Raw genomic sequence first — 26736 nt, forward strand, 5'->3', positions numbered from 1 at the left:
TCATGCAGATCATCACCCACGCCACCATCGTGACCGGCGACGAGGCCGGCACCATCCATCACGACGGCGCCATCGCCATCGAGGGCAACCGCATCGCCGCCCTCGGCCCCACCGCCGAGATCGCCGCGAAGTATCCGGGCGCCGAGGTGGTGGACGCCACGGGCCGCGCCATCTTCCCGGGCTTCGCCAATATCCACACGCATCTGGTGATGACGCTCGCGCGTGGTGTCTTCGAGGATCTCTCGCCGCCGCATGAGCCGCCCTTCACCGGTGGCCTCTCGCCCATCCCGCTGCCGCCGCTGACGCCCGACGAACAGCGCGTGATGTGCGAGTTGGGCGCCTTGGAAGCGCTGCGCTCCGGCACCACCGCCGTGCTCGAGGATGCGACGCAGATCGAGAATTATGCGGCGGCGATGGAGGCGACGGGCCTGCGCATGCTCCTGGCCGAGCGCAGCTGGGACCGTGTGGGCACCTCCATCGGTGACCCGGCGGAATTCAAGCGCGATGCCAAGGTGGGCGAGGCCGGCATCGCCCGCATCCGCGCGCTGCATGCGAAGTGGAACGGCGCGGGCCAGGGGCGCATCCGCGTGGGTGTTTCCGCCTGGGCGCCGGACATGTGCTCGCCCGAACTGCTCAAGAACCTGCGCGCGCTGCAGCAGGAGCTGGACACGGTCTGCACCATCCACCTCAACCAGATCTGGGGCGAGGTGGCGGCGGTGCAGGCGCATCACAACATGCTGCCGACCGAGTTCCTGGATTCCATCGGCTTCATCCATGACCGGATGATCGGCGCGCATTGCCGCTGCATGGCGCCGCTGGAGGAGAAGATCCTGGGCCAGCGCGGCGCGCATGTGGCGTTCAACTCCGCCATCGCCGCCCGCCGCGGCCTCAGCCCGCGCGTCTGCGAAATGGCCGAGGCCGGCTGCAACATCGCCATGGGCAGCGACAACATGGCCGAGGACATGGTGGAGGTGATGCGCACCGGCCTCTTCATGGAGCGTGTGCGCCGCAAGGATGGCCGCAACCCGACGCCGGAAGAGGCGCTGCGCTGGGCCACCCGCAACGGCTACAAGGCGATGGGCGTGCCCGATGGCGGCTGGCTCGCGCCGGGCAACCTGGCGGACCTCATCATGCTGCGCACCGACCGCGCGCATCTCGTGCCCTTCCTGCGCCCCGTCTCGGTCTTCGTGCATCAGGGCCAGGCGCGCGACGTGGACGACGTGATGGTGGATGGGCGCTGGCTGATGCGCGACGGCGCGATCCTGACCATGGATGAGGCGCGCATCCTGCGCGAGGCGGATGAGGTCTCGAACCGCGCCTGGGCGCGGCTCTTCGCCGGGCGGCCCGACATCGAGGTGCCCGAGGGCTTCCGGCCGCTGCCGGCGGCGGGCGCCACGGGCGGTGCGGCGGTGGCCATGCATCCGGTGGGGCCGGCCCGCCGCGTGGAGGGGTGAGCTTCCGCCAGCGGCTGCTCGCGGGCCGGCCCGGGCGGTTTCTGCTGGGCGTTCTCGCGGCCTCGGTGGTGGCCTGCTTCACGCCCCTGCCGGTGCTGCTGCTGATCTCCTACCTCCCGAAGGCCGGGCTGGATGAGATCACGCCGACGCTGCTTGGCGACTTCGCCCTGGGCACGGCGGCCATGGTCTTCGCCTGGCCCCTTGCCGTCCTGATGACGCTGGCCGGCGGGCTGCCGGTGCATCTGGAGCTCGCGGCGCTCGGGCGGCAGGGGCGGCTGGCCTATGCGGCGGGGGGTGCGCTGGCGGGCGCGCTGCTGCTGCACCTGCTGCTCTTCGCCAAACCTCTCCTGCCGCTGGCGGGCGCCTTGGCCGGGGGCCTCGCCGCCCTCGCTTTCCGGCGTGTCTGGCAGCCCTTCCCCCCGGATTGCGGCAGTCCGCCGCAATCGCCCTGAATCCGCCGCGCCTGCCCTCAACATACCTCGCGGATGCCCAAGGCCCGGCACAGGCGACCCGCATATTCCTCCTCACACGAAGCCCACCCCGGGCAACGTGGTTCCCCAAGGAGGAACATTCAGATGGTCAAGACTTTCCGCCCCGCCTTCCTGACCCTCGCGCTGCTGATCGGCGCGGCCCCGGCCTTCGCCCAGGGGACGAGCCAGAGCGGCAGCACGCCGGCCCCCGCCGCGAGCGGCACGCAGCGCCCCGTCGCCGCAGCCCCCGCGACGCCGACCAACCCCGGCGGCCAGACCGCGGCCCGCCCGGCGACGCCTGCCCAGGGCTCGGTGCAGGGCCAGGGGGGCAGCACGGCCCAGGCGCCCGCCCGCCCGGCGCAGCCCTCCGGCACCGCGGCCACCACCCCGGCGCCGAGCGCCCCGCGCACCAACTGAGGCGCTCGGCCTGACCACCCCGGCCGGTCCGCGAGGGCCGGCCGGGCCCATCCCTCCCAGACCCCGACTCGCCCTCCCTGGCTTACCCCAGGGAGGGTCTTTTCTTTCCCGACGGATCGCGCGATTGACGCGGCGCAAGGCGGCATGCGGTTATCTTCCGCAAACACGCCTGGTCCAAGGTCCGGTTCGAGGAAGGAAACGCCCATGTCGGATGACGCGCTCATCGCCATCAAGCCCAGCATCGCCAGCACGGCGAAGGTCAATGCCGAGACGCGCGCCGCCATGGTCGCCCGCGCCAAGTCCGACCCCGACGGCTTCTGGCGGGACGAAGCCAAGCGCATCGCCTGGATGAAGGCGCCGACCAGGATCAAGAACACCAGCTTCACGGGCGATGTCTCGATCAAGTGGTTCGAGGATGGCGAGCTGAACGCCTCCGTCTCCTGCCTGGACCGCCATCTCGAGGCCGGGCGCGGCAATCAGGTCGCCATCATCTGGGAGGGCGATGACCCGAACAGCGACAGCAAGGTCACCTACGCCGAGCTGCACGAGCAGGTCTGCCGCATCGCGAACGCCATGCGCGCGCTGGGCGTGAAGAAGGGCGACCGCGTCTGCATCTACCTGCCGATGATCGTGGAAGCGGCCGTCGCCATGCTGGCCTGCGCGCGCATCGGCGCGGTGCACTCCATCGTCTTCGGCGGGTTCAGCCCGGACAGCCTCTCCTCCCGCATCCAGGATTCCGAGTGCAAGATCCTGCTGACGGCCGATGAAGGCCGCCGCGGCGGGCGCAAGGTGCCGCTGAAGGTGAATGCCGACGAGGCGCTGAAGGTCTGCCCCTCGATCGAGCATGTGCTGGTGGTGCGCAACACGGGCGCCGACGTCGCCATGCAGGCGGGGCGCGACATCTGGTGGCATGAGGCGGCGGCGGCTCAGCCCGCCACCTGCGAACCCGAGCGGATGAACGCGGAAGACCCGCTCTTCATCCTCTACACCTCGGGCTCCACCGGGAAGCCCAAGGGCGTGCTGCACACGACCGGCGGCTACATGGTCTGGGCCAGCTTCACCCATGAGCTGGTCTTCGACTACCGCCCGGGCGAGATCTACTGGTGCACGGCGGATGTGGGCTGGGTGACCGGCCACACCTACATCGTCTATGGCCCGCTCGCGAACGGGGCCACCACGCTGATGTTCGAGGGCGTGCCGAACTACCCGGATTTCGGCCGCATGTGGCAGGTGGTGGACAAGCACCAGGTCAACATCTTCTACACCGCGCCCACCGCCATCCGCGCCCTGATGCGCGAAGGCGAGGGCCCGGTGAAGAAGCATTCCCGCAAGTCGCTGCGCGTGATGGGCAGCGTGGGCGAGCCGATCAATCCGGAAGCCTGGCTCTGGTACTACCGCGTGGTGGGCGAGGAGCGCTGCCCCATCGTGGACACCTGGTGGCAGACCGAGACGGGCGGGATTCTCATTTCGCCGCTGCCGGGCGCGGTCGCGCAGAAGCCCGGCTCCGCCACGCTGCCGCTGCCCGGCGTGCAGCCGGCGCTGGTGGATGGCGAGGGCAAGTTCCTGGAGGGCGCGACGGAGGGCAACCTCGTCATCACCGACAGCTGGCCCGGCCAGATGCGCACCGTCTATGGCGACCATGCGCGCTTCATCCAGACCTACTTCTCGACCTTCCCCGGCCTCTATTTCACCGGCGATGGCGCGCGGCGGGACGAGGATGGCTATTACTGGATCACCGGCCGCGTGGATGACGTGATCAACGTCGCCGGCCATCGCATGGGCACGGCCGAGGTCGAGAGCGCGCTGGTGGCGCACCCCAAGGTGGCCGAGGCCGCCGTGGTGGGCATGCCGCATGACCTGAAGGGCCAGGGCATCTACTGCTACGTCACGCTGAATGCGGGCGAGGAGCCGTCGGACGCGCTCAAGAAGGAGCTGGTGGCCTGGGTCCGCAAGGAGATCGGCCCCATCGCGACGCCGGATGCGATCCAATGGGCGCCGGGCCTGCCCAAGACGCGCTCGGGCAAGATCATGCGCCGGATTCTCCGCAAGATCGCCGCCAATGAGACCGACCAGCTGGGCGACACCTCGACTCTGGCCGACCCCGCGGTGGTGACGGATCTCGTCGAGAACCGGGTGGTTTGAAGGTCTTCATCGGTTACGACGCGCGGGAGGACATCGCGTGGCGGGTGTGCCGCCACGCGATCCTGCGCCACGGCCCCGGGCTTGCGGTCCACCCTCTGCGCCAGGAGGCGCTGAGGGAACTCGGCCTCTACACGCGCCCGCCGGACCAGGCGGCGAGCACCGCCTTCTCACTGACCCGCTTTCTCACACCCTGGCTGGCGGCGACGGAGGGATGGAGCCTCTTCGCCGATTGCGACATCCTCTTCACGACCGACCTGCGCCAGATCCTCGAGCGCCTCGATCCCGCCAAGGCGGTGCATGTCGTCCAGCATGACTATGTGCCGCGCCAGGCGATGAAGATGGATGGCCAGATGCAGCAGGCCTATCCGCGCAAGAACTGGTCCTCGCTGATGGTCTTCAACGGCGCGCATCCGGCCGTCAGGGCTTTGACGCCGGAGGTGGTGAACCGGCTGACGCCGGCCGAGCTGCATCGGTTCGCCTGGGTCGCCGATGATGCCGCGATCGGCGCCCTCGCCCCCGACTGGAACTTCCTGGTCGGCGAGTACGACCCACCCGCCGCGATACCCCGCGGAATCCACTATACCAATGGTGGACCATGGTTCGCCGAGACCCGTGAAGTGGACTATGGCGAGCTGTGGGAGACGGAGCTTGCCCTCTGCGAGGCGTCTCAGTCGTAGGTCTCGGCCACCCGCGGGTCATCCATCCGGCGCAGGAAATCCAGGAAGCGCGCGTAGCGCTGGCTCAGGATACTGATGGTCCCGGGCTGGAGTTCGTGGCGATGGCGCCCGGGCGCCGTGTCCGTGCCGGACCAGATCCGCCCGATCCAGTTGGAATTCGCCGGCAGGTTCTCCACGCGCTCCTTGTTCAGACCCCGGCGCTGGGCGGGCGGCAGCGCGGCCAGCGACGTGCCGAGGAAGGCCGCCAGCCGCTCCATCGCCACGTCGAAATGCAGGCAATACATGGCGTAGCCGATGAAGATCCGGTCGGGCGGGGCAATCCGGCGCGCCACGCCGAGAAAACCGTCCAGATAGGGGCTGATGTCCAGATTCAGGACGAAATGGTCGATGCCGGCCGCGCGCACGCTCTCCTTTCGAGCCTCCGCGGCTTCGGGCGTCTCGCCGGGGAAGGGGTGGACGAATTGCCAGTGATACTGGTTGCAGAGCAGGTCCCGCGGGTCTCGCGCGTTCAGCACGAAGCGGTAATCCGAAAGCCGCGTGGCCGGGTTGAAGCGCTCCGGCGCGTTGTGCTTGATCAGGCAGTCCTCGGCCGGCGGCACCAGCACGCGCAGATCCTCCGGCCGGCCGGCATCAAAGATTTCGTTCACCCACGGCACCGGCCGGTAACGACCGGCCGCGATATGGGCCGCGCTGCGGAACAGGGAGCCATTCGCGCTCGTCGGCGTGGAGAACAGGATCACACTTCTCGCCATGCTCGGTCCGTCACGGTTGAACCGGCGTCATCCGCTGTCGGCGGCGAAACCGCAAGCGCGCCTCGCGTGATGCGGCGCGGGGTGGAGGTCGGGGCCGGACCGCCTCGATGACGTAAACGTAACCGTGGCCGCCTTGCCGCACGCCACAACCATGCCAGTTCTGGACCTCATGCCCCGCTCCCCGCACAGCGCCCTGATCCTCACCTTCGCGCTGGCAGGCTTCGCCTCCGCCTTCGCGACCCGCCTGACCGACCCTCTGGTGGCCGTGATCTCGTTGGATTTCGAGGCTGATCCGGCACGCGTGGCGCTGCTCGCCACCTGCTTCGCCCTGCCCTATGCGCTGGTTCAACCGGTGCTGGGCCCCGTGGCGGATGCACTCGGCAAGCGGCGCGTCATCACCTTCGCCCTCGCCTTCCAGGCGCTCTTCCTGATGGCCTCCGCCCTGGTGCCGACGCTTCTTCTGCTGATGGTGCTGCGCGTGCTGACGGGCGCGGCCGGCGGCGGCATCTTCCCCACCACCCTCGCCCTCTTCGGCGACCGCGTGCCGCTGGCCGAGCGCCAGGTGGCGATCAGCCGCTTCCTGGCCTGCGCCATCATCGGCCAGATGGTGGGCGGCGCGGTGGCGGGGCTGCTGGAGCCGCTGCTGGGCTGGCGCGGGCTGATGCTGCTCTGTGGCGCGCTGACGCTGACCGCCATGCTCACCATCCTGCGGGACCGCACGCCCGAACCCACGGGGCGGTTCGACCTCGGCCAGGCCATCGCGCGGTATCGCTTCCTGCTGACCCACCGGCCTGCGCTGGTGCTGTTCTGGGCGGTTGGCATCGAGGGGCTGCTGGTCTTTGGCGGTTTTCCCTATTTCGCCAACCACTTGGCCGAGTCGGGGCTGGGCGGCACGCGAGAGGCGGGGCTCACCGTCGCCGCCTTCGGCGCGGGCGGACTCGCCTATGCCGCGCTGGCGCCCCTGCTGGTGGCGCGCCTGGGCTCGCGCCGGATGATGCTGCTGGGTGGGAGCCTGGCGGGGGCGGGCGTGGCGGGGTTGGGGCTCGCACCGGCAGCCGTGGTTTTCATGGTGGCCGGCGGTGTGCTCGGGCTGGGCTTCTTCATGCTCCACAACTCCCTGCAGACCCGGGTGACGGAGGTGGCGCCACAATCCCGCGCCTCGGCGGTGGCGATGCACGCGTTCCACTTTTTCCTGGGACAGGCCGCCGGGCCGGTGGTGATAGGCTTGGCACGGGAATGGGTCGGGTTCACCCCGGCCATGGTGGTGGCGGCGCTCGGATTGGTGGGTCTCGGCATCGTCATGGGCCGTCAAAAGAACAAGACCTGAACATTTCCCGATTCTCAAAGATCAAATCCTTTAAAATCAAAGCTCCACTCCGATTCGCGCGAACGAATCGGGATCGTCCGATTCGCGGACCTGACCTACAATCCCTGGTGTCTATCCTCGCCGATGGGCCACCAGCGTGTTCCATATTTGTACAGGATACCGCCCCGTGTTTCGTCCCCGGGGCGCTTTCTGGCATGATGACAGACATCAATCATCAGGGATGCCGGGGAATGAAACAGGCCGTCAGCAAGCTGCCGCTCTGGAGCTGGACGCTGCCTGTCTTCGGCCTCGCGCTGTCCCTGCTCTGGGGTGACGGCGCACCCGCCCTTCTGGTCACGGCGGGCCTGCTGGGCGCCGTATTCGCTGCCGTGCATCACGCCGAGACGGTGGCCCAGCGCCTGGGCGAGCCCTTCGGCACGCTGGTCCTCGCCCTCTCCGTCACGGTGCTGGAGGCGGGGATGATCGTTTCCATCATGCTGGGCGGCGACAGCCCAACCGTGGCGCGGGACAGCATCTTCGCCGCGCTGATGATCGCGCTCAACGGCATATTGGGCCTCTGCCTCGTCCTGGGCGGCGTGCGCCATTTCGCGCAGAGCTTCCGCCCCGTCGCCGCCAATGCGCTGCTGGTCGTGCTGATGCCGCTGGCCGTCCTGACCCTGGTGCTGCCGAGCTACACCACCAGCACGCCGGGACCGGTCTTCAGCCCACCGCAGCTGGTCTTCGTCTCGATCATCGCGCTCGCCCTCTACGCGCTCTTCCTCTACGTCCAGTTGGTCCGCCACAAGAGCGACTTCATGGTGGATCACGGGCTGCACGGCGAGCCGCCGACCCGCGCCGCCGCCTGGCTCGCCTTCCTGCTGCTGTGTGTCGCGCTGCTGGTCGTGATCCTGCTGGCGAAGAAGCTTTCCCCCACGCTCGAGTCCGGCGTCGCGGCCATCGGGGCACCCTTGGCCGTGGTCGGTATCGTCATCGCCGCCATCGTCCTGCTGCCCGAGGGGATCACGGCGGTGAAGGCGGCAGCCGGCAACAACCTGCAGACCGCGCTCAACCTGGCGCTCGGCTCCATCGTCGCCTGCGTGGGGCTGACCATCCCAGCCGTCGCCGGCGTGGCGCTCTGGCTGGGCGAACCGCTGCACCTGGGCCTCAGCCAATCCATGACCGTTCTGCTTGGCCTCACCTTCCTGCTGCTGGCGGTGACACTCGGCAGCGGGCGCACGACGGTGCTGGAGGGGACTGTGCACCTCGCCGTCTTCGCGGTCTTCCTGATCTTCTCCTTCCTGCCCTGAGGCGGGCTTCCGCGCCGCCCGGCGCATCGCGTAGCCTCGGGCCAACAAGACCCGAGGAAAACGCCATGATCCACCGCCGCCCGCTGCTGCTGGGTGCGCTCGCAATGCCCGGCCTTGCGCCCCTTGGGGCCCGCGCCCAGGCCTATCCCACGCGCAGCATCTCCTTCCTGATTCCCTTCGCGCCGGGCGGCGGCACAGACATCATCGCCCGCGCGCTCCAGCCCACACTCCAGGAAGAGCTCGGCCAGGCGCTCGCCATGGAGAACCGGCCCGGCGCCTCGGGCACGCTGGCGGTGGGGCAGCTGGCCCGCGCCCGGCCAGATGGCTACACGATGCTGATGACGACGGTGAGCGCCTCGGCCGTCGTGCCGCCCTTGCTCAACCCGCCGCCCTTCGACATCCACCGCGACCAGACGCCGGTGGTGCTGGCCGGCACGGTGCCGCTGGTGGGCGTGGTGCCGGCCTCCTCCCCCGTGCGGGATTTCGACGGGTTCCTGGCCCATGCGCGGGCCAATCCGGGCGTGCTGAACTACTCCTCCTCCGGCGTCGCTACGCAGCAGCACCTCGCGGCCGAGCTGCTCTCCGCCCAGGCGGGGCTGCGCATGACGCATGTGCCCTTCCGCGGCACCGGCCAGGCGGTGACGGAGATCCTGGCCGGGCGGATCGACATCGCCTTCGACACCCTGCCCACCTACCTGCCGCATATCCGAGCGGGGCGCGTGCGCGCCATCGCGGTCACCATGCCCGAGCGCGTCGAATGGCTGCCCGACATCCCGACCGTGGCCGAGAAGGGCTTCCCCGGCTTCGACGCCAATGTCTGGTACATGGTCATGGGCCCGCCCGGTCTGCCGGAGGCCATCGCCGCGCGCTGGGTGACGGGTGTGAATCGCGGCCTGCGCGACCCCGCCGTGCGCGCCCGCATCAGCGAGTCGGGCTTCATCCCCGGTGGCGGCACCCAGGCGGATGCGGCCGCGCTCCTGCAACGCGACGCCGCGCGCTACGCGCAGGTGATCCGGCAGGCGGCGATCAAGCTCGACTGATCAGGCGAAGCGCCAGTCGCAGCTCTCCGTCGCCAGCGCGATGAAGGCGCGCAGCTTGGCCGGCACCAGCCGCGCCGCGGGCCAGGCGAGCTGGATCGGCAGGGGCAGCGGCTCGAAGGTGCCAAGAACCCGCGTGAGGCGACCGGCCGCGATCGCTTCACGCGCCTGGTAGGCCAGCACCATGGTGAGCCCGCCCCCGCGCTCGGCGGCGCAGAGGGCGGCATCGGCGCTGTTGGTGACGAGGCGGGGCGCGATGGGCACGCGCTCCTCCACGCCATCACGGTACAGGCGCCATTCCTCGGCACCTTCGAAGGCGGAGAAGCGGATGATGCGATGCGGCGCAAGGTCGCGCGGCTCACGCGGCGTGCCATGACGCGCGAGATAGCCGGGTGCCGCCACGATGATCCGCCGCGTCTCGCCCAGGCGGCGCGCGACAAGGCCGGAATCGGGCAGGTGGCCAATGCGGATGGCGCAATCCACGCCCTCCTCCACCATGTTCACCCAGCGGTCCGACAAGCGCAGATCCGCCTGCACCGCGTCATGCCGGGCCAGAAACTCCGCCAGCAGAGGCGCCACATGCAGGCGTCCGAAGACGGCAGGCGCGGAGACGACGAGGCGGCCCACCGGCGTCAGCCGCTCGGACGCCGCGAATTCCTCGGCCTCCGCCAGTTCGGCCATGATGCGGCGCGCGCGCTCCAGGTAATGCGCGCCGGCCTCGGTCAACGTGACCGAGCGCGTGGTCCGGGCCAGCAATTGCACGCCCAGATGCGCCTCCAGCGCCGCCACATGCCGCGTGACGGCCGATGGGACGAGGCCCAGATGGCGCGCGGCCGGCGCGAAGCCGTGCCGGTCCACCACGGCGATGAAGGCGGAGATGGCGGCGAAGCGGTCCATGCATCATTGCAGCATGAGCAATGATGAAGTGCCAATAACGGAAATTATCGCGCGGTCAGCAACGGTGCATACCCCTTCCTGTCGCGGCGGGATCCTCCAGCCGCCCCAGAAGGACCACTTCCATGACCCGCCTTGTCACCCATGCCTCGATCGACGCCGCGCCCGAGGCCTCCCGCCCCTTCCTCAGCGCCGTGCAAAAGCAGCTGGGCTCCGTGCCCAACCTCTTCCGCACCGTGGCCAGCAGCCCGGCTGCGCTGGAGGGTTATCTCGGCCTCAGCGGCGCGCTGGCCAAGGGCAGCCTGCCCGCGCAGACGCGCGAGCGCATCGCGTTGGCCATCGCCGAGATCAATGGCTGCGGTTACTGCCTCGCCGCGCACAGCTACCTCGGCAGCAACCTCGCCAAGCTCGACGCGGCTGAGATCGCCGCCAACCGCGCCGGCTCCTCGAACGACCCCAAGGCCGATGCCGCCGTGCGCTTCGCCGCCAAGGTGGCGCGGGAGCGCGGCCATGTGGAGGATGACGCGGTTCGCCTGGTGAAGCTCGCCGGCTACAGCGATGCTGAGATCGTCGAGATCGTTCTCCACGTCGCGCTGAACACCTGGACCAACTACCTCAACGAGGTGGCCCGGACCGAGGTGGATTTTCCGGCCGTGACGCCCGCCCGCGCCGCGTGAATGATGCCGGCGGGGGCGCCTTCCCCCCGCCGCCCGCAGGAGAGCCCGCCATGTCCCGCCCCCCCTTCCCGCCCTTCACCGCCGAGACCGCCGCCCAGAAGGCCCGCATGGCCGAGGATGCCTGGAATGGCCGCGACCCCGCCCGCGTGGCGCTCGCCTATACCGAGGACAGCCGCTGGCGGAACCGGGCCGAATTCCTCCAGGGCCGCGCCGCCATCGAGGCCTTCCTCACCCGCAAATGGGCGCGCGAGCTGGAGTATCGCCTGATCAAGGAAGTCTGGGCCTGGCAGGGCGAGCGCATCGCCGTGCGCTTCGCCTATGAATGGCATGATGACAGCGGCCATTGGTTCCGCAGCTACGGCAATGAGAACTGGGAGTTCGACGCGCATGGCCTGATGCGCACCCGCATCGCCTCGATCAACGACCTGCCGATCCGCGCCGAGCAGCGCCTGTTTCACTGGCCGCAGGGCCGACGCCCCGACGACCATCCCGGCCTGAGTGAGCTGGGGCTATGAACCAGCTCCCCTTCACCCCCAGCATCCGCGCGGTGCAGGACCGCAAGACGGCCCGCCCGCGCCATGCCGAGATGGCGTTCCGCGGCTGCATCACGCCCGATCTCGCCGCCTTCATCGCGGCGCAGACGAGCGTCTTCCTGGCGACGGCCAGCGCCGAGGGGCAGCCCTATATCCAGCATCGCGGCGGACCGGCGGGGTTCCTGCATGTGCTCTCGCCCACGCAGCTCGGCTTCGCCGATTTCAAGGGCAACAAGCAATACATCACGCTGGGCAACCTGGCCGAGAACCCCAGGGCCTATCTCTTCCTGATGGACTACGCGAACCGCCGGCGCATCAAGCTCTGGGGCACGGCGCGCGTGGTCGAGGATGATCCGGCCCTGCTCCAGGCGCTGCGGCCCGAGGGGTATTCCGGCATTCCCGAACAGGCGATCCTCTTCGACGTGACGGCCTGGGACGCCAATTGCCCGCAGCATATCCCCCAGCGCTTCGAGGCGGCGGATGTGGCGGCGGCGCTGGCGAAGCGCGATGCGCGCATCGCGGAGCTGGAGGCGGAATTGGCGCGGCGCTGAGGCTGGCCTATCCCTGGGACAGCCTCTGGAGAGAGATGATGAAAGCCTGGACCCTCGCCGCTGCCCTGATCCTCACCGCCACGCCGGCCCTGGCGGATCGCGCGGGGGCCGAGCGCTGCGCGGCGGGGCTGCAACCGCTCGGCCAGCAGCTTTTCACCCGCGCCCTGCCGGGCGTGCTGGGCGGCGCCTCCATCCCGGATGCGCTGCGCAACGCGGCGGTCTCGATGGTGATGTCCGGTGCGATCAGCCGCGATGCGGCCCGCCAGGCCGCGGAATCCGCCGGGCCCTGCCTCGCCATGGCGCGCCCCGGCGGGGGCTGACCCGCCCGCCCGCGGAGGGTTGTCCGCACGCCTCCAGGCAAGGCCGCCTGCCGCATGGCTGGGCAGGCCCTGCGGCGTTTCCGCGCTGTCCGGATGATTTCCGAACATTCCGGTCGGGAAATCACGGTGCCCCGCTTGCACTTCCCGGCCCGGCGTGACTATGGAGCGCGGATTATCCTTCTGGAGCACGGTATGCGCCTCGCGGTTCTCAAGGAAAGGCGGGCCGGCGAAAGCCGCGTCGCCGCCACGCCGGAAACGGTGAAGAAGCTGAAGGCCATGGGCCTCAGCGTTGCGGTGGAGGCGGGCGCGGGCCTGGCCTCCGGCATTCCGGACGCGGAATACGCGGCCGCCGGCGCCGAAATGGCCGCCGACGCCGCCGCCGCGCTCGCGGGGGCGAACATCGTCTTCGCCGTGCGCGCGCCGGAAGCGGCCCTGCCGAAGGGCGCGCTGCTGATCGGCACGCTCGCCGCCGATGCCGCCGCCGCGCAGGCCTATGCCGCCGCCGGGATCGAGGCCTGCTCCATGGAGCTGCTGCCCCGCATCACCCGGGCGCAGAGCATGGACGTGCTCTCCTCCCAGGCGAACCTGGCGGGCTACCGCGCCGTGATCGAGGCCGCCGAGGCCTTTGACCGCGGCTTCCCCATGCTGATGACGGCCGCCGGCACCATCCCCGCCGCCAACGCCTTCATCATGGGCGCGGGCGTGGCCGGCCTGCAGGCCATCGCCACCGCCCGCCGCCTGGGCGGCCGCGTCTCGGCGACCGACGTGCGCCCGGCCGCGAAGGAAGAGATCAAGTCCCTCGGCGCCAGCTTCGTCGGCTACGAGGATGAGGAGAGCAAGGCGGCCCAGACGGCCGGCGGCTACGCCAAGCAGCTCTCCGCCGAGTTCTACGCGAAGCAGGCCGAGGTGGTCGCGGCCCACATCGCCAAGCAGGACATCGTGATCTGCACGGCGCTGGTGCAGGGCCGCAAGGCACCCACGCTGGTGACGGCCGAGATGGTCGCCAGCATGAAGCCCGGCTCGGTCATCGTGGACATCGCGGCCGATGCCGGCGGCAATTGCGCCGCGACGGTGCCGGGCGAGATGATCGTGACGCCGAACGGCGTGAAGGTGCTGGGCTTCACCAACTGGCCCGGCCGCATCCCGGCCGCCGCCAGCGCGCTCTATGCCCGCAACCTGCTGACCTTCCTGACCACCTTCTGGGACAAGGAAGCGAAGGCCCCCAAGCTGCCGCCCGAGGACGACATCGTCGCCGGCGTGACGCTGACCCGCGGCGGCGCCGTCGTTCACAAGAATTTCTCGGCCTGAGGAGAGAGCCCCGATGAGCACCCAGTCCGAACTGGCCAACAAGGCCGCCGAGCTTGCGGCCCGCGCGGCGGAGCTGGCGGAATACGCCCGCCGCGCCGCCGAGGCCGCCGCCCCCGCCGCCCAGGTGGTGGAGCCCTTCCTGCTGATGCTGACCATCTTCCTGATGGCCTGCTTCGTGGGTTACTATGTCGTCTGGAACGTGACCCCGGCGCTGCATTCGCCGCTGATGGGCGTCACCAACGCCATCTCCTCCGTCATCATCGTGGGCGCCATCCTGGCGGCCGCGGCGGCGCAGAGCGATGCGGCGCGCCTCTTCGGCTTCCTGGCCGTGACGCTGGCCGCCGTGAACATCTTCGGCGGCTTCATGGTGACGCGCCGGATGCTCGCCATGTTCCAGAAGAAGAAGGGCTGAACCCATGGCGACGATCTCGACCCTCGCCTATCTGGCGGCCTCGGTCCTCTTCATCCTCGCGCTGCGCGGCCTGTCTCACCCCGAGACCTCGCGTCAGGGCAACCAGTACGGCATGATCGGCATGGCGGTGGCGATCATCGCCACCATCCTGAATTCCGGCATGGATTTCGGCGGCTTCGTGCTGATCGTCTCGGGCCTCGCCATCGGCGGCTCGATCGGCGCGGTGCTGGCCAACCGCATCCAGATGACCTCGCTGCCGCAGCTGGTCGCGGCCTTCCACTCGCTGGTCGGCCTCGCCGCCGTCTTCGTGGCGGGCGCGGCCTTCTACAGCCCCGAGAGCTTCGGCATCGGTGTCGTCGGCAACATCAAGACGGCCTCGCTGCTCGAGATGTCGCTCGGCCTCGCCATCGGCGCCATCACCTTCTCGGGCTCGGTCATCGCCTTCCTGAAGCTCGACGGCCGCATGTCCGGCGCGCCCATCACCTTCGCGGGCCAGCACAAGCTGAACGCGATCCTGGGCGGCGTGCTGGTCTTCCTGATCTTCCTCTTCATGCTGACCGGTTCGCCCTTCCTCTTCTGGGTGATCGCGATCCTCTCCTTCGCGCTGGGCTTCCTGCTGATCATCCCGATCGGCGGCGCCGACATGCCGGTGGTCGTCTCGATGCTGAACAGCTATTCGGGCTGGGCGGCGGCGGGCATCGGCTTCACCATCGGCAATCTGCTGCTGATCGTGACCGGCGCGCTGGTGGGTGCTTCGGGCGCCATCCTCTCCTACATCATGTGCAAGGGGATGAACCGCTCCATCATCAACGTGCTGCTGGGTGGCTTCGGCTCCGAGAGCGGCGCGGCCGCGGCCGGTGGCGGCGGTGAGCGCGCGCCGGTGAAGGCCGGTTCGCCGGAAGACGCCGCCTTCATCATGAAGAACGCGCAGAAGATCATCGTCGTGCCCGGCTACGGCATGGCGGTGGCCCAGGCGCAGCAGGTGGTGCGCGAGATGGCGGACCTGCTGAAGAAGGAAGGCGTGGAGATCTCCTACGCCATCCACCCCGTCGCGGGCCGCATGCCCGGCCACATGAACGTGCTGCTGGCCGAGGCGAACGTGCCCTACGAGGAAGTCCACGAGCTCGAGGAGATCAACCCCGAATTCGCGGAGGCCGACGTCGCCTACGTCATCGGCGCGAATGACGTGACGAACCCGGCCGCCAAGACGGACAAGAGCTCGGCGATCTACGGCATGCCGATCCTCGACGTGGAGAAGGCCAAGACGGTGTTCTTCGTGAAGCGCGGCATGGCCAGCGGCTATGCCGGCGTGGAGAACGAGCTGTTCTTCCGCCCGAACACCATGATGCTCTTCGGCGACGCCAAGAAGGTGACGCAGGAGATCGTGCAGGCCCTGCAGCGCTAAGCCGCAGGTCCTTCACACACGAAGAAGGCGCCGCAGCGATGCGGCGCCTTTTTTGTTGGGCTCTGCGTGGCGCCGCGTGAGCGCCGGCCACAACGCAAAAAGCCGCGGCAGGAAGCCTGCCACGGCGACGCCATCTCGATCCGGAAGAACCGGCGCCGAAGCGCCGGGGCCAGGCTCAGAAGCCTTCGCGCTCGATGCGCTTGCGCTCGACCTTGCGGGCGCGGCGAACGGCCTCAGCGGCCTCGCGCGCACGGCGCTCGGAGGGCTTCTCATAGTGCCGGCGAAGCTTCATCTCGCGGAACACGCCTTCGCGCTGCAGCTTCTTCTTGAGCGCCTTCAGCGCCTGGTCAACATTGTTATCCCGAACGACGACTTGCACGCGGGCGAATCTCCTGATGGCCGACAACGACGTATCGCCCCGGGGCGATACGCTCCGTGGCCGTGCGGAGCGCATAACACATCCGCCCCTCTGGCGGGAAGCCCTCGCATGCGGGAAAAATAGCCCCACATCAGCCGGGACAGCGAGAAAGTGGCATGGCCATCCTGAAGATCGCCCGCATGGGTCACCCGGTACTGCTCGGCCGCGCCGCGGAGGTGGAGGACCCCACCGGCCCGGAGGTCCGCCAGCTCATCCTCGACATGGCCGAGACGCTGGCCGATGCGGGTGGAATCGGGCTCGCCGCGCCGCAGGTGCACCGGGCGCTGCGCCTCTTCCTCTGGCGCGACGGGCAAGAACTGCGTGTGCTCATGAATCCCGAGATCACGCCGCTGGGGGAGGAGCGTGCGCGCGCCTGGGAGGGGTGCCTCTCCATCCCTGGCCTGCGCGGCGAGGTGGAGCGCCCGGCGCGGGTTGCCTGGCGTGGCCTGGACCATGAGGGGCGCCCGGTGCAGGGCGAGGCCGAAGGGATCGCCGCGCGGGTTCTCCAGCACGAGAATGACCACCTGGATGGCCTCTTCTATCTCAGCCGCATGACCGATCTGGCCCGACTCGGCTTCATCGAGGAATTGGCCCGTTTTCCGGAGGAATCCGCATGACCGAAACCGCCTGGATCGAAGCCGCCGTGCGGCGCGCCCGCACCGAGGGTTGGAGCCGCGAGACGCTGCGCCGCGCGCTTGCCGACTGCGGCGAGCCGGCTGAACTCCTCTCCAGCGCCTTCCCGCGGGGTGTGACGGGGGCGGTTGATGCGTGGCTCGCGCTGGTGGATGGGCGCATGGATGCGGCAGCCGCCGCCGAGGATCTCGCGGTGCTGCGGACACCGCAGCGCATCCGTCGCGTGGTGGAGTTGCGCCTGCGCCTGCTCCAGCCGGATCGTGACGCCCTGCGCGGGGCCCTGGCGCTGTTGGCGCTGCCCTGGAACGCGCCGCTTGCCCTGCGCCTCCTGGCGCGCACGGCTTCGGCGATCTGGCATGCCGCGGGGGATCGGTCGGCCGATTTCTCGTGGTATACGCGCCGCGCCACCCTGGCCGCCGTCTACTCCGCAACACTGGCCTATTGGATGCGCCCCGTGGAGCCGGAACTGGACGATGTTTTGTCGTTCCTGGACAGGCGCTTGCAAGATTTGCCTCAACCGGCGCGGAAAGCCGCGTAAACAGGCTTCGCGGCCAGCCTTGGAGCGTGTAAAGGGCGATGCTGTTCTGGTCAGCATGGCCGTTTCGCCTGGATTCGCCGGGTGCGGAGTGCTGGCCCACCGAATCGGGAGATTGGGCGGAATGACGCCTTCAAAGAGCCCTCTGGCACGGCGCCTTCTCACGGGCGTCGCGGCCCTTTCGGCGCTGGCTGCCTGCACCCAGGATCCGGCCCCCACGACGACGGCCGCGCGGCCAGCGCCGGCCCCTGCGGTGGCCGCCGCTGCGCCGGCCGCGCCTGCCGCAACCACGAGCGCCCAGCGCGCGCCGGCGCCCGGCGCATCGGCCACGAGCCGGCAGGCCTGCCTGCAGCCGGCGGAGAAGACCGCCTTCGACATCCGCGCCCTGCAAAGCCAACTGCTGGTGGCCGCCCTCGCTTGCGGCCAGCACGACAACTACAACGCGTTCGTCCGCAAGAACCAGGCGGAGCTTGGGACGGCCTTCCGCACTCTGGGGACCTATTTCCGCCGGACGGAAGGCGCACAGGGTCAGCGTCAGCTCGACCAGTACATCACCGAGCTGGCGAACAGCCAGTCGCGCATCAGCATTGATCGCGGCAGCTTCTTCTGTAACGAGCAGGGTCCGCTTTTCCAGGCGGCGATGGCTGCAAATAGCCCCAATGAACTTGCTCAGGTGTCGGTGACGCGCCAGGTGCACCAGGCCCTGTCGGCGCCTGTCTGCCCGGCGCCGGCACCCCGCCAGACCCCGCAGCGGTCCACGCCCGCGCGCTGACCCACCGGCTTCATCAGAGCGGAGAAGGCGGCCCTTTTGGGCCGCCTTTTTTGTGTCTGCTGCCCAGCGGACCGGGCGGACGATCAACAAAAAAGGGGTGGCCGAGGCCACCCCTTTCGAAGTCTCGCTGAGGAGACGTCCGGCTTAGCGCAGGACGATCTCGACGCGGCGGTTCTGCGGCTCGCGCACGCCCATCGCCGTCGGAACCAGCGGACGATCGAAGCCGAAGCCCTGGATCGTCATCTCGTTGCGCGGAATGCCACGGCGGACCAGCTCGGCAGCCACCGCTTCGGCGCGGCGGACGGACAGGCGCTGGTTGTAGGCCGCGGAACCGGTGCGGTCAGCGTGGCCGGACACCTCGATGCGGGTCGAACGGACCGTACGGGCGTTCGTCGCCGCCTCGGCGATGATCTGGCGGGCGCGGTCGGTCAGGTCAGCGCGATCCCAGTCAAAGAAGACCAGGAAGGTGCGGGCCGGAGCCGGCGCCGGGGCCGGAGCCGCAACCGGAGCGGGACGCGGCGTATTGAAGGCGTAGCGGAAGCCGACCAGGACCGACTGGTTCTGGTTCGACGCAGAGCCCGACACGCGGCTGGAAGCCGAGGCGGCGTTGCTCCGGTTGCTGCCGCTGTAATCGACGTCGAGGGTCGCGTAGTAGCGATACTCGGCCGTCAGCGACAGACCGGGAACGAATTGGCCAAGACCAAAGGCAAAGCCACCGATGGCCTGATAGGCGAAGTTCCAGCCCGAGCCATTGTCGATGGTAAAGGAGCCACCGCCCGGGAAGCCGGCACGAATGCCGCTGCCCTGCACCCAGCCGGCACCGATACCACCACCGATGTAGGGGTTGATGGTCACGCCCGACACGCTCCACCCCGTCGGGATGTCATAGAGGGCATTGGCCATCAGGCCGACCTGGCGGTTCACACCGCCGACGCTGTTGGAAAGCTGGTTGTTGCGCGTGAAGGTATCGAACTCGTTCTCACGGTAGCTCACCTCACCCTCGAGGCGGATACCGTTGCCGAAGCCCCAGCCCACACTGGCAACGCCGGTCCAACCCACATTCCAGTCCGTGTTGTTGTTGCCGGAGGAAACGGATTCCTTCCAGCTGGCGCCAAGGCCTCCGGCGATATACAGGCCGGACACCTGCTGCGCGGCGGCGATCCCAGGAGCCATCATGCACGAGGCGAGCAAACCCAGTGCGAAGGTCGATCTGCGGAGCGTCATGGTCATCCTTCCGATATATAAATGCAAAGAATCAATTAATTCATACTTGTTGTTAGCAGGCGTTCGGACTGGATGCACGCGCAACGTGAGGGTTCAGGCACCCAAGCAACAACATTCAAAGCACATGATGCAAATTAGTCACATTTAATTGCGCCACACAAAAGCCCCGCCAAAAAAAAGGGGTGGCCGAGGCCACCCCTTTCGAAGTCTCGCTGAGGAGACGTCCGGCTTAGCGCAGGACGATCTCGACGCGGCGGTTCTGCGGCTCGCGCACGCCCATCGCCGTCGGAACCAGCGGACGATCGAAGCCGAAGCCCTGGATCGTCATCTCGTTGCGCGGAATGCCACGGCGGACCAGCTCGGCAGCCACCGCTTCGGCGCGGCGGACGGACAGGCGCTGGTTGTAGGCCGCGGAACCGGTGCGGTCAGCGTGGCCGGACACCTCGATGCGGGTCGAACGGACCGTACGGGCGTTCGTCGCCGCCTCGGCGATGATCTGGCGGGCGCGGTCGGTCAGGTCAGCGCGATCCCAGTCAAAGAAGACCAGGAAGGTGCGGGCCGGAGCCGGCGCCGGGGCCGGAGCCGCAACCGGGGCCGGGGTCGGAACGTTGAAGGCATAACGGATACCGGCCAGAACCGACTGGTTCAGGTTGTCGCCGTCATAGTTGCCCTGCAGGCGGACGCCGTTGTTCGGGCCGCCCACGATCTGGCCACGGATGCCGATGTCCGGCTGCGTGGAGCCGAAGAAGCGGTATTCGAGGGTCAGCGCCAGGGCCGGCGTGATGCCGAACGCCACGCCACCGATCGCCTGATAGGCGAAGTTGTTGGCGGTGTCGTCCATCGTGATGTTCACGCCCGGCGCGCTCGCGCGGACGTTGCGCCAGTTGTTCTGCACGACGCCGATACCACCGCCCACATACGGGGTGATGGAGACGCCGCCCGGACGCCAGCCAGTCTGGATGTCGTACAGCACGTTACCCATCAGGCCGTACTGATAGATCTGGCCGCCCGTGTTGGTCGCGGCGCGCGTGCCGGCCGCCGAGGCGATCGAGGCGGAGCCGACGGAACCCTGGCGAACATTCGCCTCGAGTTCGGCGCGGAGGCCGTTGCCGAAGCCCCAGCCGACGCTGATCACGCCAGCCCAGCCCCAGTCGGTGTCAACGCCGACCTGACCGGTCAGGATGCCCGACGGGGAAAGGCGCGGGTTGACGGTGTTGTTCTCACGGTAGTTCGCACCCACGCCCGCGCCCAGATACAGGCCCGAGATCGGCTGCGCCTGGGCGGCCACGGGCAGCGACAGAACCGTCGCGGCCATAAGGGCCTTCTTGAGGCTCATCCTCGTTCTCCTTAGATCAAAACGTTTGTTCGGTCGCTGCGTGGCACACCCTGTGGAAATCACTCGGATGAGAATCCTCGCTGCGTGGGGGCACCTTAACACCAGTGTTCCGGCAAATGCACCACCCTGCCCCGCATTTCCCTGCATCTGTGGCTCAAAGGCAACATCGCGCTTTGGCTTTTCGGCCACAGGTCACAATCCGTCACAAGCGGACGCGTCATCCAGACCTGCCAGAGCGCCCAGTGGCAGCAAGCGGTTGGCATGGCCGAGCTTGCGCCCCGGCTTGGCCTCCAGCTTGCCATACCAGTGGGCCACCACATCGGCCCGCCCCACCAGCCGCGGCCAAGCCGCCAGCCCTTCCGGCCCGACCAGATTGCGCATCACGGCATCGGAATGCCGCGTGACGGGCCCGAGAGGGAGACCGGCGACCGCCCGGATATGCTGCTCGAACTGGCTGCACGGGCACGCATCCATCGTCCAATGCCCGGAGTTATGCGGCCTCGGCGCGATTTCGTTCCCCAGCAAGGATCCATCCGGCAGCAGGAACATCTCCAGCGCCACGAGTCCGACCAATTCCAGCGCGACAGCCACCTTGGCGACATTCTCCCGCGCGGCCCGTGCCGCCCCGGCAGGCAGCCGCGCCGGTGCGAAGGAGAGATCGAGGATGTGATGGCGGTGCCGATTCTCAACGGCGTCATAGCTGGCCACCGCCCCATCCAGCCCTCGGGCCGCGATGCCCGAGATCTCCGCGGCGAATGGAACGAACGCCTCCAGGACCAGCGGCTTGGGTGACAGCCGCTCGAAGGCCGGCGCCGCGTCCTCGGGCCGCCGCAGCACGGCCTGGCCGCGTCCGTCATAGCCGAGCCGGGTTGTCTTCAGCACCGCGGGCAGGCCGATCGCGGCGATGGCGCCCTCCAGCTCGGCGAGGCTGGCCACCGGACGCCAGGGGGCCACGGGCACACCGGCCTCGGCCAGGAAGCGCTTCTCGGCCACCCGGTCCTGACAGATCGCCAGCGCACGCGGGCCAGGCCGGCAAGGCACGCGGCCCTCCAACGCGGCCAAGGTGGTGGCCGGCACGTTCTCGAACTCATAGGTGACGACATCCACCGCGGCCGCGAAGCGGTGCAGCGCCTCCACATCCTCATAGGCCGCCACGGTGGCGGCGGCAGAGACCTGCATGGCCGGGGAATCGGCCTCGGGGGCGAAGATGTGGCAGCGATAGCCGAGGCGGGCGGCCGCCATCGCGCTCATACGCCCCAATTGCCCGCCGCCCAGGATGCCGATGGTGGCGCCCAGCGGCAGCGCCGCGTCAGGCCGGGTCATGCGGTACGCCCTCCGTCTGGCGTGCGCGCCATGCATCCAGCCGCCCGGCCAGCGCCGGATCGGCCAGCGCCAGGATGGAGGCCGCCAGCAGCGCAGCGTTGATGGCGCCCGCCTTGCCGATCGCGAGCGTGCCGACCGGCACGCCGCCTGGCATCTGCACGATGGAGAGCAGGGAATCCATGCCCTTGAGGGCATGCGACTCGACCGGGACGCCCAGTACCGGCAGCGCCGTCATGCTCGCGGCCATGCCCGGCAGGTGGGCAGCCCCGCCTGCGCCGGCGATGATGACCTGGATTCCCCGATCCCGCGCCGTGCTGGCGTATTCGAACAGACGCTCCGGGGTGCGATGCGCCGAGACGACCCGGCACTCATGCGCGATGCCGAGCGCCGTCAGGGTCTCATCGGCATGGCGCATCGTCTCCCAATCGGAACGGCTGCCCATGATGACGCCCACGCGGGGCGCGCTCTCTGCCATGATGCTGGTCCTGTGTCAGGCAATGATGTCGGGGACGAGCTGGCTCTCGAGCCAGGCGATCTCGTCCTTGAGCTTCAGCTTGCGCTTCTTCAGCCGCTGCATCTGCAACTGGTCGCCCAGGCCGGTCTCAAGCCGGGCGATCACGGTGTCGAGGTCGCGGTGCTCGCTGCGCAGTTCGTGCAGTCGGCGGAGCAGGGCTTCGCGGTCTTCAAGCATCCGTATGTGCCGCCATCCTGATCGCGAGGGCTGGAAATTCGGCCGGCTCGGGAAACGAAATCTTTTCCCTCAGCCAGCGAAAAGGGGATAGCATGGCTTGGCGCGCTGGCAACAGAGCGCGCGCGCTGGTGATGCCCCGGGTGGGCGTTCCCGCCCGGGCGAAATCGAAAGAGGATGCCCACGCATGATGCATGCCCCCAGGATTCGCGCCTTGGAAACCCGTCACGCCGAAATCGAGACCCGCATCGCCCATGAGGGTGCGCGTCCCCGCCCGGATGATGCGGCCATCGCCAAGATGAAACTGGAAAAGCTGCACCTGAAGGAAGAGATGGAGCGGCTGCGACGCTCCCACTGAGGCCGACGGCGCCGCGCCCGGCCTGACCGGGCGCGCGTTGCCCTCGCCTATTCCGGTTCCGCCGGGACGGGCAGCGGGATGGCGATGCCTTCGGCGCGCAGGCGTTCCTGCGCGACGGTGACGGCGCTGTTGAGCGCACCCTGCGTGCAGAGGCCCAGGATGACCGGGTCGCGCGGCTTGATGTTTGCGCTGTTCCAGTGGGTACGGTCGCGCACCTTCTGGATCGTCTCCTTGGTGGTACCGAGCAGCTTGCCGATCTGCACATCCGGGAGTTCCGGATGGTTGCGCAGCAGCCAGGCGATGCCGTCCGGACGGTCATTGCGCTTGGCGACGGGCGTGTAGCGCCCGCCCTTGCCGCGGCCCTTGGCCACCGGCACCGCGGGCGCGGCCAGCACCAGTCGCGCCGTGGGGTCGGCCTCGCAGCGCGCGATGTCCTCGCGCGTCACCTGCATGTTGGCCACCGGATCATACCCGATGATGCCCTGCGCCACCTCGCCATCGGCGATAGCCTGGACCTCGAGCGGGTGCATCTGAACGAAGTCAGCGATCTGCTCGAAGGAGAGCGAGGTCTTCTCGATCAGCCACACGGCGGTTGCCTTGGGCATCAGGGGCTGGGCCATGTCAGTGTTTCCGAGAGAGAAAGGTCTGGTTCCGTGAGTGGGCGGGGGGACCTTGGGGCCCACACCCGGTCTGTGCATGCCCTATACTGTTCCCCCCCGGGGACTGTCACCCCCCGCGCAGGAGCAGCCCCGCCAGGAGAGGAGAAATCGCGTGATCTTCGAGGATGATCCCCGGCCCAGGCCCCGGGAGGGGCTGCAGCCGCCCCGGCTGGAAGGCTGGTCGGAGGCGGACCTGCGCGCCTATATCGCCGAGTTGAAGGCGGAAATCGCCCGGGCCGAGGCGGCTATCCTGACCGCGGGCAGCCATCGCGCCGCGGCCGAGGCGTTCTTCCGCAAGCCGCCGGAGTGAGAAAAGGGGGGCTCGCGCCCCCCTTTCCCGGTCCATGCGCCTGGTAAGCTCGGGAAGGAGCTTACGCGGCCTGGGGCGCCTGCTCGATCGCCACGGGCCGGCTCGGTGCCGGCTGGGCAGCGCCGGCCGAGATCGGGATGCGGCGGGGCTTCAGCGCCTCGGGCACCACGCGCTGCAGGGCGACATGCAGCAGGCCGTTCTCGATGCGCGCGCCCTGCACGACCAGGTGGTCGGCCAGGACGAAGCGGCGCTCGAAGGCACGGCCGGCGATGCCGCGATGGACGTAGCGGCGCGCCTCGCCCTCGCCCTGCGGGGCCTTGCCCGAGATGAAGAGCGTGTCCTCGCGCACGACGAGTTCCAGGTCATCCGGGCCGAAGCCGGCGACGGCCATGGTCAGCACGTAGCTGTCTTCGCCGGTCACCTCGATGTTGTAGGGCGGATAGGCGGGCGATTCCGCCTGGACGCGCGCGCCGTCCAACAGGCGGGCGAAGCGGTCGAAACCGATGGCGGTGCGGAGAAGCGGGGAGAAATCAACGGCGTTCATCAAGAACCTCCTGCGGTAGCAAGGTCCGGGTTGAGTGTTCCGCCTTGCGCATCCCCAGAGCGGGCGATGCCTTGGCCGGATCCACGCCGAGGCCCTGACGGCGCCTCGACGACAACGATCTGGAATGCGGCGGCCAAGCTTTCAAGAGGGGGGAGGTCAACAACGAAAACCGCCCTGGCCGATGGCCAGGGCGGCTCCCGAAACCGCAAATGGCGCGGGCCTCAGCCCTTGCGCATGCCGATCCCGGCGAACTTCTTGTTGAACTTGGCGACCTGGCCGCCCGTATCCAGGATGCGCTGCACGCCCGTCCAGGCCGGATGGCTCTTCGGGTCGATGTCGAGACGCAGCGTGTCGCCCGGCTTGCCGCCCGCGGTGCGGGTCTTGAAGGTGGTGCCGTCGGTCATGATGACGGTCATCTCGTGATAGGCGGGGTGCGTGTCGGGCTTCATGTCGGGCTTTCCGGGATGCGGCAGGCGGCGATGGCTGCCCAGCCGTTGAAGGCCGGGGATTAGGGCATCCCGGCCGCGGACGCAAGCGCGGCGCCCCCCTCCCCCATCGCGGCCAAAGCGCTTTAGCATCGCAAGGAGAAGCGGAAGGAGGGCGGGCTGCGATGGAGTGGGTGATCCCGGCGGTGCTGGTGGTCCTCCTGGGATGGGGCACACTGATCCGTGCGCGGCTGAAGCGCCTGCATACGGCGGCGGTCGAGGCATGGCCCCCCCTTGCCGCCGCGTTGCAGCGCCGGCACGCGCTGGTCACGCCCCTCGTCAAGACGCTGGAACCGCTGCCGCGCAAGTCGCAGCGACCGCTGCAGAACCTGGTCAAGGCCCGCAAGGCTGCGCTGGTGGCGGACCTCTCGCCCCAGGCGGCCGGCGCCGCGGAACACGCGCTCGAGACTGCGATCATCGAAGCCCTGATCCATGGCGAGGCCTTTCCGGACCAGGTGGACACCGCGCGCCTCGCACAGTTCGCCGATGCCTTCGAGCAGGCGGCCGAACGGATCAGCGCCGCCGCCGAGGCGTTCAACGAAGCCGCCTTCGCCTACAATTCGGCCTGTGTGGGCTCCCCGGTCACCCTCGTCGCCAAGCTATCGAACTACTGGCCGCTCGAGTATTTCGGCCTGGACCTGACCGAGCGCGGGCCAACGACGCAGAACGAGCGCGGGCAAGCGGCCGAGCCCGGCGCACCGATGGCTTAACGAAGCCCTCATCCGGTTGTGCGAAGCCCCGTGCGGGACCACTCATCCCGCCGGAGCACGCCTTGTCCAGCATGCCGACCCGCCACTCGGTGCAGGAATTGCACCAATTGATCACCATGCTCGAACGCAGTGGGATCGCCGAGCAGCGACCCGAGGCCCGGGCCCTGCTGCTGCGCTCGCGCGTCCTGCTGCGCGAGCGCCAGAGGGGGCCGCGCCGCATCGCGGGCAAGCTCGCCACGCTGGCAACCCTCGCCATGGACGCCGCCATGCTGGGCTTGGCCACTATGGCGGTGCTCCTCGCCAGCTCCGGCGAGGCCTCTCTCGCGCTGGGCGGGCTTGCCCTGCCGCCCGCGGCCTGGCTCGCATTGCGCCTGCGGCACCAGGGAGAAGCGCTGGCCGAGGGGGCGCGCTGGGTCGCCTACCATCTGGCCTGGCTCTACGACTGGTTCGCGGAGACCCTGAGCCTGACCGCGATGGAGCGCCTGGAGGCCCGGATCGTGGCGCGCGAGGTGATGTCCGGCTGGCGTCGGCACCGGCGTAGCCTGCCACACCGGCCAGGGCTCGAGGATGTTGCCGCCTTCCTGGCGACGGCTCATGGCGCCCGGGCCGCCCAAGCCTTCCGGCAGGAGGCCGAGTCGCTGGGCCGCGCACCTTTGGGGCTGGCCCCGGACGGTGCCGCGCGGCGGCGGGCCGCCCGCCGTCTGGCCGAGCTGCGCTGGTCCGCCCTGATCGCGATCTTCGCCCGGCTCGCGCGCGACGGTGCCCTATGGCCCGACACCATGCCGGCGGAGCTGGCGCGCTTGGGCAAGGACTGGCCCGGCAGCGCGGGCCAGACGGCGGCGCCCCCCGCCAGCATCCCCACCCCCGCCCCGCCGGGTGAACCCGCCGATACGGCGGAGCGCGCGGCGCGGCGAGACGACCTGCGCGCCCTGATCCGCCGCAAGCGGCAGGACATCACCACGGCCTTCGGGTGGCACCTGAAGACCGAGGCGGAGATCAGTCAGCGCGATAATTTCCTCGCCCAGACGCGGGCCGAGATCGCCGAGCTGGAGCGCGAGCTGGCCCAACTGGGCGGTTGA

At 69.2% G+C, this 26736-nt stretch carries 33 protein-coding genes; 22 read left to right on the top strand and 11 right to left on the bottom strand.

Annotated elements, in window-relative coordinates; translation table 11 throughout:
• Window positions 1-2: 2 nt before the first annotated feature.
• The 5 genes from KTR66_RS03495 to KTR66_RS03515 all read left to right on the top strand — a co-directional run bounded on the left by KTR66_RS03495 (window position 3) and on the right by KTR66_RS03515 (window position 5160).
• Window positions 3-1454 carry an amidohydrolase family protein gene (locus KTR66_RS03495; protein WP_213610455.1) on the top strand — a complete coding sequence of 484 codons (1452 nt, stop codon included), beginning with the start codon at window positions 3-5 and terminating at the stop codon, window positions 1452-1454.
• Complete coding sequence (locus tag KTR66_RS03500) at window positions 1451-1906, top strand: hypothetical protein (protein ID WP_213610457.1); 456 nt, start codon at window positions 1451-1453, stop codon at window positions 1904-1906. The genes KTR66_RS03495 and KTR66_RS03500 overlap by 4 nt, the downstream gene beginning before the upstream one ends.
• Window positions 1907-2029: 123 nt before the next feature.
• Window positions 2030-2341 (top strand): hypothetical protein, encoded by a 312-nt coding sequence (locus KTR66_RS03505; protein ID WP_213610459.1) that lies wholly within the window; start codon window positions 2030-2032, stop codon window positions 2339-2341.
• 204 nt (window positions 2342-2545) lie between these two features.
• Entirely contained in the window at window positions 2546-4483 is a 1938-nt protein-coding gene (acs, locus tag KTR66_RS03510; protein ID WP_213610461.1) for an acetate--CoA ligase, read from the top strand.
• Window positions 4480-5160, top strand: coding sequence for a hypothetical protein (locus KTR66_RS03515; protein ID WP_213610463.1), 681 nt, complete (start codon window positions 4480-4482; stop codon window positions 5158-5160). Before acs ends, KTR66_RS03515 begins: the two co-directional genes overlap by 4 nt.
• On the opposite strand, the gene KTR66_RS03520 is transcribed toward KTR66_RS03515, so the two are convergent.
• Window positions 5151-5900 (bottom strand): hypothetical protein, encoded by a 750-nt coding sequence (locus tag KTR66_RS03520; protein WP_213610465.1) that lies wholly within the window; start codon window positions 5898-5900, stop codon window positions 5151-5153. The genes KTR66_RS03515 and KTR66_RS03520 overlap by 10 nt on opposite strands.
• 181 nt (window positions 5901-6081) lie before the next feature.
• On the opposite strand from KTR66_RS03520, the gene KTR66_RS03525 reads away from it, so the two are divergent.
• The 3 genes from KTR66_RS03525 (at window position 6082) to KTR66_RS03535 (ending at window position 9565) form a co-directional block, all read left to right on the top strand.
• Window positions 6082-7239, top strand: a complete 1158-nt coding sequence (locus KTR66_RS03525; RefSeq protein WP_213610466.1) for an MFS transporter — start codon at window positions 6082-6084, stop codon at window positions 7237-7239.
• Window positions 7240-7469: 230 nt separating this feature from the next.
• Entirely contained in the window at window positions 7470-8525 is a 1056-nt protein-coding gene (locus KTR66_RS03530; protein WP_213610468.1) for a calcium:proton antiporter, read from the top strand.
• A 65-nt stretch (window positions 8526-8590) separates the two neighbouring features.
• Window positions 8591-9565: a tripartite tricarboxylate transporter substrate binding protein gene (locus KTR66_RS03535; protein ID WP_213610470.1), complete on the top strand. Its 975-nt coding sequence runs from the start codon at window positions 8591-8593 to the stop codon at window positions 9563-9565.
• Here KTR66_RS03535 and KTR66_RS03540 read toward each other — a convergent pair whose 3' ends face one another.
• On the bottom strand, window positions 9566-10459 hold the full coding sequence (locus KTR66_RS03540; protein WP_213610472.1) for a LysR family transcriptional regulator: 894 nt from the start codon (window positions 10457-10459) through the stop codon (window positions 9566-9568).
• Between the two features lie 122 nt (window positions 10460-10581).
• Between KTR66_RS03540 and KTR66_RS03545 the strand changes: the two genes are divergently transcribed.
• From KTR66_RS03545 to KTR66_RS03575, 7 genes are all read left to right on the top strand, one after another.
• Window positions 10582-11133 (top strand): carboxymuconolactone decarboxylase family protein, encoded by a 552-nt coding sequence (locus KTR66_RS03545; RefSeq protein ID WP_213610474.1) that lies wholly within the window; start codon window positions 10582-10584, stop codon window positions 11131-11133.
• Between the two features lie 50 nt (window positions 11134-11183).
• The gene (locus KTR66_RS03550; RefSeq protein WP_213610476.1) at window positions 11184-11648 is read left to right on the top strand and encodes a nuclear transport factor 2 family protein; all 465 of its coding nucleotides are present in this window, start codon (window positions 11184-11186) and stop codon (window positions 11646-11648) included.
• The gene (locus KTR66_RS03555; RefSeq protein ID WP_213610478.1) at window positions 11645-12217 is read left to right on the top strand and encodes a pyridoxamine 5'-phosphate oxidase family protein; all 573 of its coding nucleotides are present in this window, start codon (window positions 11645-11647) and stop codon (window positions 12215-12217) included. The genes KTR66_RS03550 and KTR66_RS03555 overlap by 4 nt, the downstream gene beginning before the upstream one ends.
• Before the next feature lie 38 nt (window positions 12218-12255).
• A complete protein-coding gene (locus tag KTR66_RS03560; RefSeq protein WP_213610480.1) occupies window positions 12256-12537 on the top strand; it encodes a hypothetical protein in 282 nt (93 codons plus the stop codon).
• A 192-nt stretch (window positions 12538-12729) separates the two neighbouring features.
• Window positions 12730-13845 (top strand): Re/Si-specific NAD(P)(+) transhydrogenase subunit alpha, encoded by a 1116-nt coding sequence (locus KTR66_RS03565; RefSeq protein WP_213610482.1) that lies wholly within the window; start codon window positions 12730-12732, stop codon window positions 13843-13845.
• A gap of 13 nt (window positions 13846-13858) precedes the next feature.
• On the top strand, window positions 13859-14257 hold the full coding sequence (locus KTR66_RS03570) for a proton-translocating transhydrogenase family protein (protein WP_213610483.1): 399 nt from the start codon (window positions 13859-13861) through the stop codon (window positions 14255-14257).
• Between the two features lie 4 nt (window positions 14258-14261).
• A complete protein-coding gene (locus tag KTR66_RS03575; RefSeq protein WP_213610485.1) occupies window positions 14262-15662 on the top strand; it encodes an NAD(P)(+) transhydrogenase (Re/Si-specific) subunit beta in 1401 nt (466 codons plus the stop codon).
• 175 nt (window positions 15663-15837) lie between these two features.
• Here KTR66_RS03575 and rpsU read toward each other — a convergent pair whose 3' ends face one another.
• Window positions 15838-16041, bottom strand: a complete 204-nt coding sequence (rpsU, locus tag KTR66_RS03580) for a 30S ribosomal protein S21 (RefSeq protein WP_027286066.1) — start codon at window positions 16039-16041, stop codon at window positions 15838-15840.
• A gap of 155 nt (window positions 16042-16196) precedes the next feature.
• Between rpsU and def the strand changes: the two genes are divergently transcribed.
• The 3 genes from def (at window position 16197) to KTR66_RS03595 (ending at window position 18020) form a co-directional block, all read left to right on the top strand.
• The gene (def, locus tag KTR66_RS03585) at window positions 16197-16697 is read left to right on the top strand and encodes a peptide deformylase (protein WP_213610487.1); all 501 of its coding nucleotides are present in this window, start codon (window positions 16197-16199) and stop codon (window positions 16695-16697) included.
• Window positions 16694-17251, top strand: coding sequence for a COQ9 family protein (locus KTR66_RS03590; RefSeq protein WP_213610489.1), 558 nt, complete (start codon window positions 16694-16696; stop codon window positions 17249-17251). The genes def and KTR66_RS03590 overlap by 4 nt, the downstream gene beginning before the upstream one ends.
• Window positions 17252-17372: 121 nt before the next feature.
• Window positions 17373-18020, top strand: coding sequence for a hypothetical protein (locus tag KTR66_RS03595; protein ID WP_213610491.1), 648 nt, complete (start codon window positions 17373-17375; stop codon window positions 18018-18020).
• A 144-nt stretch (window positions 18021-18164) separates the two neighbouring features.
• Here KTR66_RS03595 and KTR66_RS03600 read toward each other — a convergent pair whose 3' ends face one another.
• From KTR66_RS03600 to KTR66_RS03620, 5 genes are all read right to left on the bottom strand, one after another.
• Complete coding sequence (locus KTR66_RS03600) at window positions 18165-19244, bottom strand: OmpA family protein (RefSeq protein ID WP_213610493.1); 1080 nt, start codon at window positions 19242-19244, stop codon at window positions 18165-18167.
• A 229-nt stretch (window positions 19245-19473) separates the two neighbouring features.
• Window positions 19474-20580: an OmpA family protein gene (locus KTR66_RS03605; protein WP_213610495.1), complete on the bottom strand. Its 1107-nt coding sequence runs from the start codon at window positions 20578-20580 to the stop codon at window positions 19474-19476.
• A gap of 192 nt (window positions 20581-20772) precedes the next feature.
• Window positions 20773-21903 (bottom strand): 5-(carboxyamino)imidazole ribonucleotide synthase, encoded by a 1131-nt coding sequence (locus KTR66_RS03610; protein ID WP_213610497.1) that lies wholly within the window; start codon window positions 21901-21903, stop codon window positions 20773-20775.
• Complete coding sequence (purE, locus tag KTR66_RS03615) at window positions 21890-22378, bottom strand: 5-(carboxyamino)imidazole ribonucleotide mutase (protein ID WP_213610499.1); 489 nt, start codon at window positions 22376-22378, stop codon at window positions 21890-21892. Before purE ends, KTR66_RS03610 begins: the two co-directional genes overlap by 14 nt.
• Window positions 22379-22393: 15 nt before the next feature.
• The gene (locus KTR66_RS03620; protein ID WP_213610501.1) at window positions 22394-22594 is read right to left on the bottom strand and encodes a YdcH family protein; all 201 of its coding nucleotides are present in this window, start codon (window positions 22592-22594) and stop codon (window positions 22394-22396) included.
• Window positions 22595-22778: 184 nt separating this feature from the next.
• On the opposite strand from KTR66_RS03620, the gene KTR66_RS03625 reads away from it, so the two are divergent.
• Window positions 22779-22949, top strand: coding sequence for a YdcH family protein (locus KTR66_RS03625; RefSeq protein WP_213610503.1), 171 nt, complete (start codon window positions 22779-22781; stop codon window positions 22947-22949).
• A gap of 47 nt (window positions 22950-22996) precedes the next feature.
• On the opposite strand, the gene KTR66_RS03630 is transcribed toward KTR66_RS03625, so the two are convergent.
• Window positions 22997-23569, bottom strand: a complete 573-nt coding sequence (locus KTR66_RS03630) for a DUF1013 domain-containing protein (RefSeq protein ID WP_213610505.1) — start codon at window positions 23567-23569, stop codon at window positions 22997-22999.
• Between the two features lie 151 nt (window positions 23570-23720).
• Here KTR66_RS03630 and KTR66_RS25005 point away from each other — a divergent pair, with 151 nt between their 5' ends.
• Complete coding sequence (locus KTR66_RS25005; protein ID WP_213610507.1) at window positions 23721-23918, top strand: DUF1192 family protein; 198 nt, start codon at window positions 23721-23723, stop codon at window positions 23916-23918.
• 61 nt (window positions 23919-23979) lie between these two features.
• On the opposite strand, the gene KTR66_RS03640 is transcribed toward KTR66_RS25005, so the two are convergent.
• Window positions 23980-24462 (bottom strand): Hsp20 family protein, encoded by a 483-nt coding sequence (locus KTR66_RS03640; RefSeq protein WP_213610509.1) that lies wholly within the window; start codon window positions 24460-24462, stop codon window positions 23980-23982.
• Between the two features lie 221 nt (window positions 24463-24683).
• Window positions 24684-24911 carry a 50S ribosomal protein L31 gene (gene rpmE, locus KTR66_RS03645; RefSeq protein WP_213610511.1) on the bottom strand — a complete coding sequence of 76 codons (228 nt, stop codon included), beginning with the start codon at window positions 24909-24911 and terminating at the stop codon, window positions 24684-24686.
• A gap of 161 nt (window positions 24912-25072) precedes the next feature.
• On the opposite strand from rpmE, the gene KTR66_RS03650 reads away from it, so the two are divergent.
• Both KTR66_RS03650 and KTR66_RS03655 read left to right on the top strand, forming a co-directional pair.
• Window positions 25073-25657: a LemA family protein gene (locus KTR66_RS03650; RefSeq protein WP_213610513.1), complete on the top strand. Its 585-nt coding sequence runs from the start codon at window positions 25073-25075 to the stop codon at window positions 25655-25657.
• A 62-nt stretch (window positions 25658-25719) separates the two neighbouring features.
• Window positions 25720-26736 (top strand): hypothetical protein, encoded by a 1017-nt coding sequence (locus KTR66_RS03655; RefSeq protein ID WP_213610515.1) that lies wholly within the window; start codon window positions 25720-25722, stop codon window positions 26734-26736.

Source organism: Roseococcus sp. SDR (assembly GCF_019083995.1).
In the GTDB taxonomy this organism is placed as follows: Bacteria; Pseudomonadota; Alphaproteobacteria; order Acetobacterales; family Acetobacteraceae; genus Roseococcus.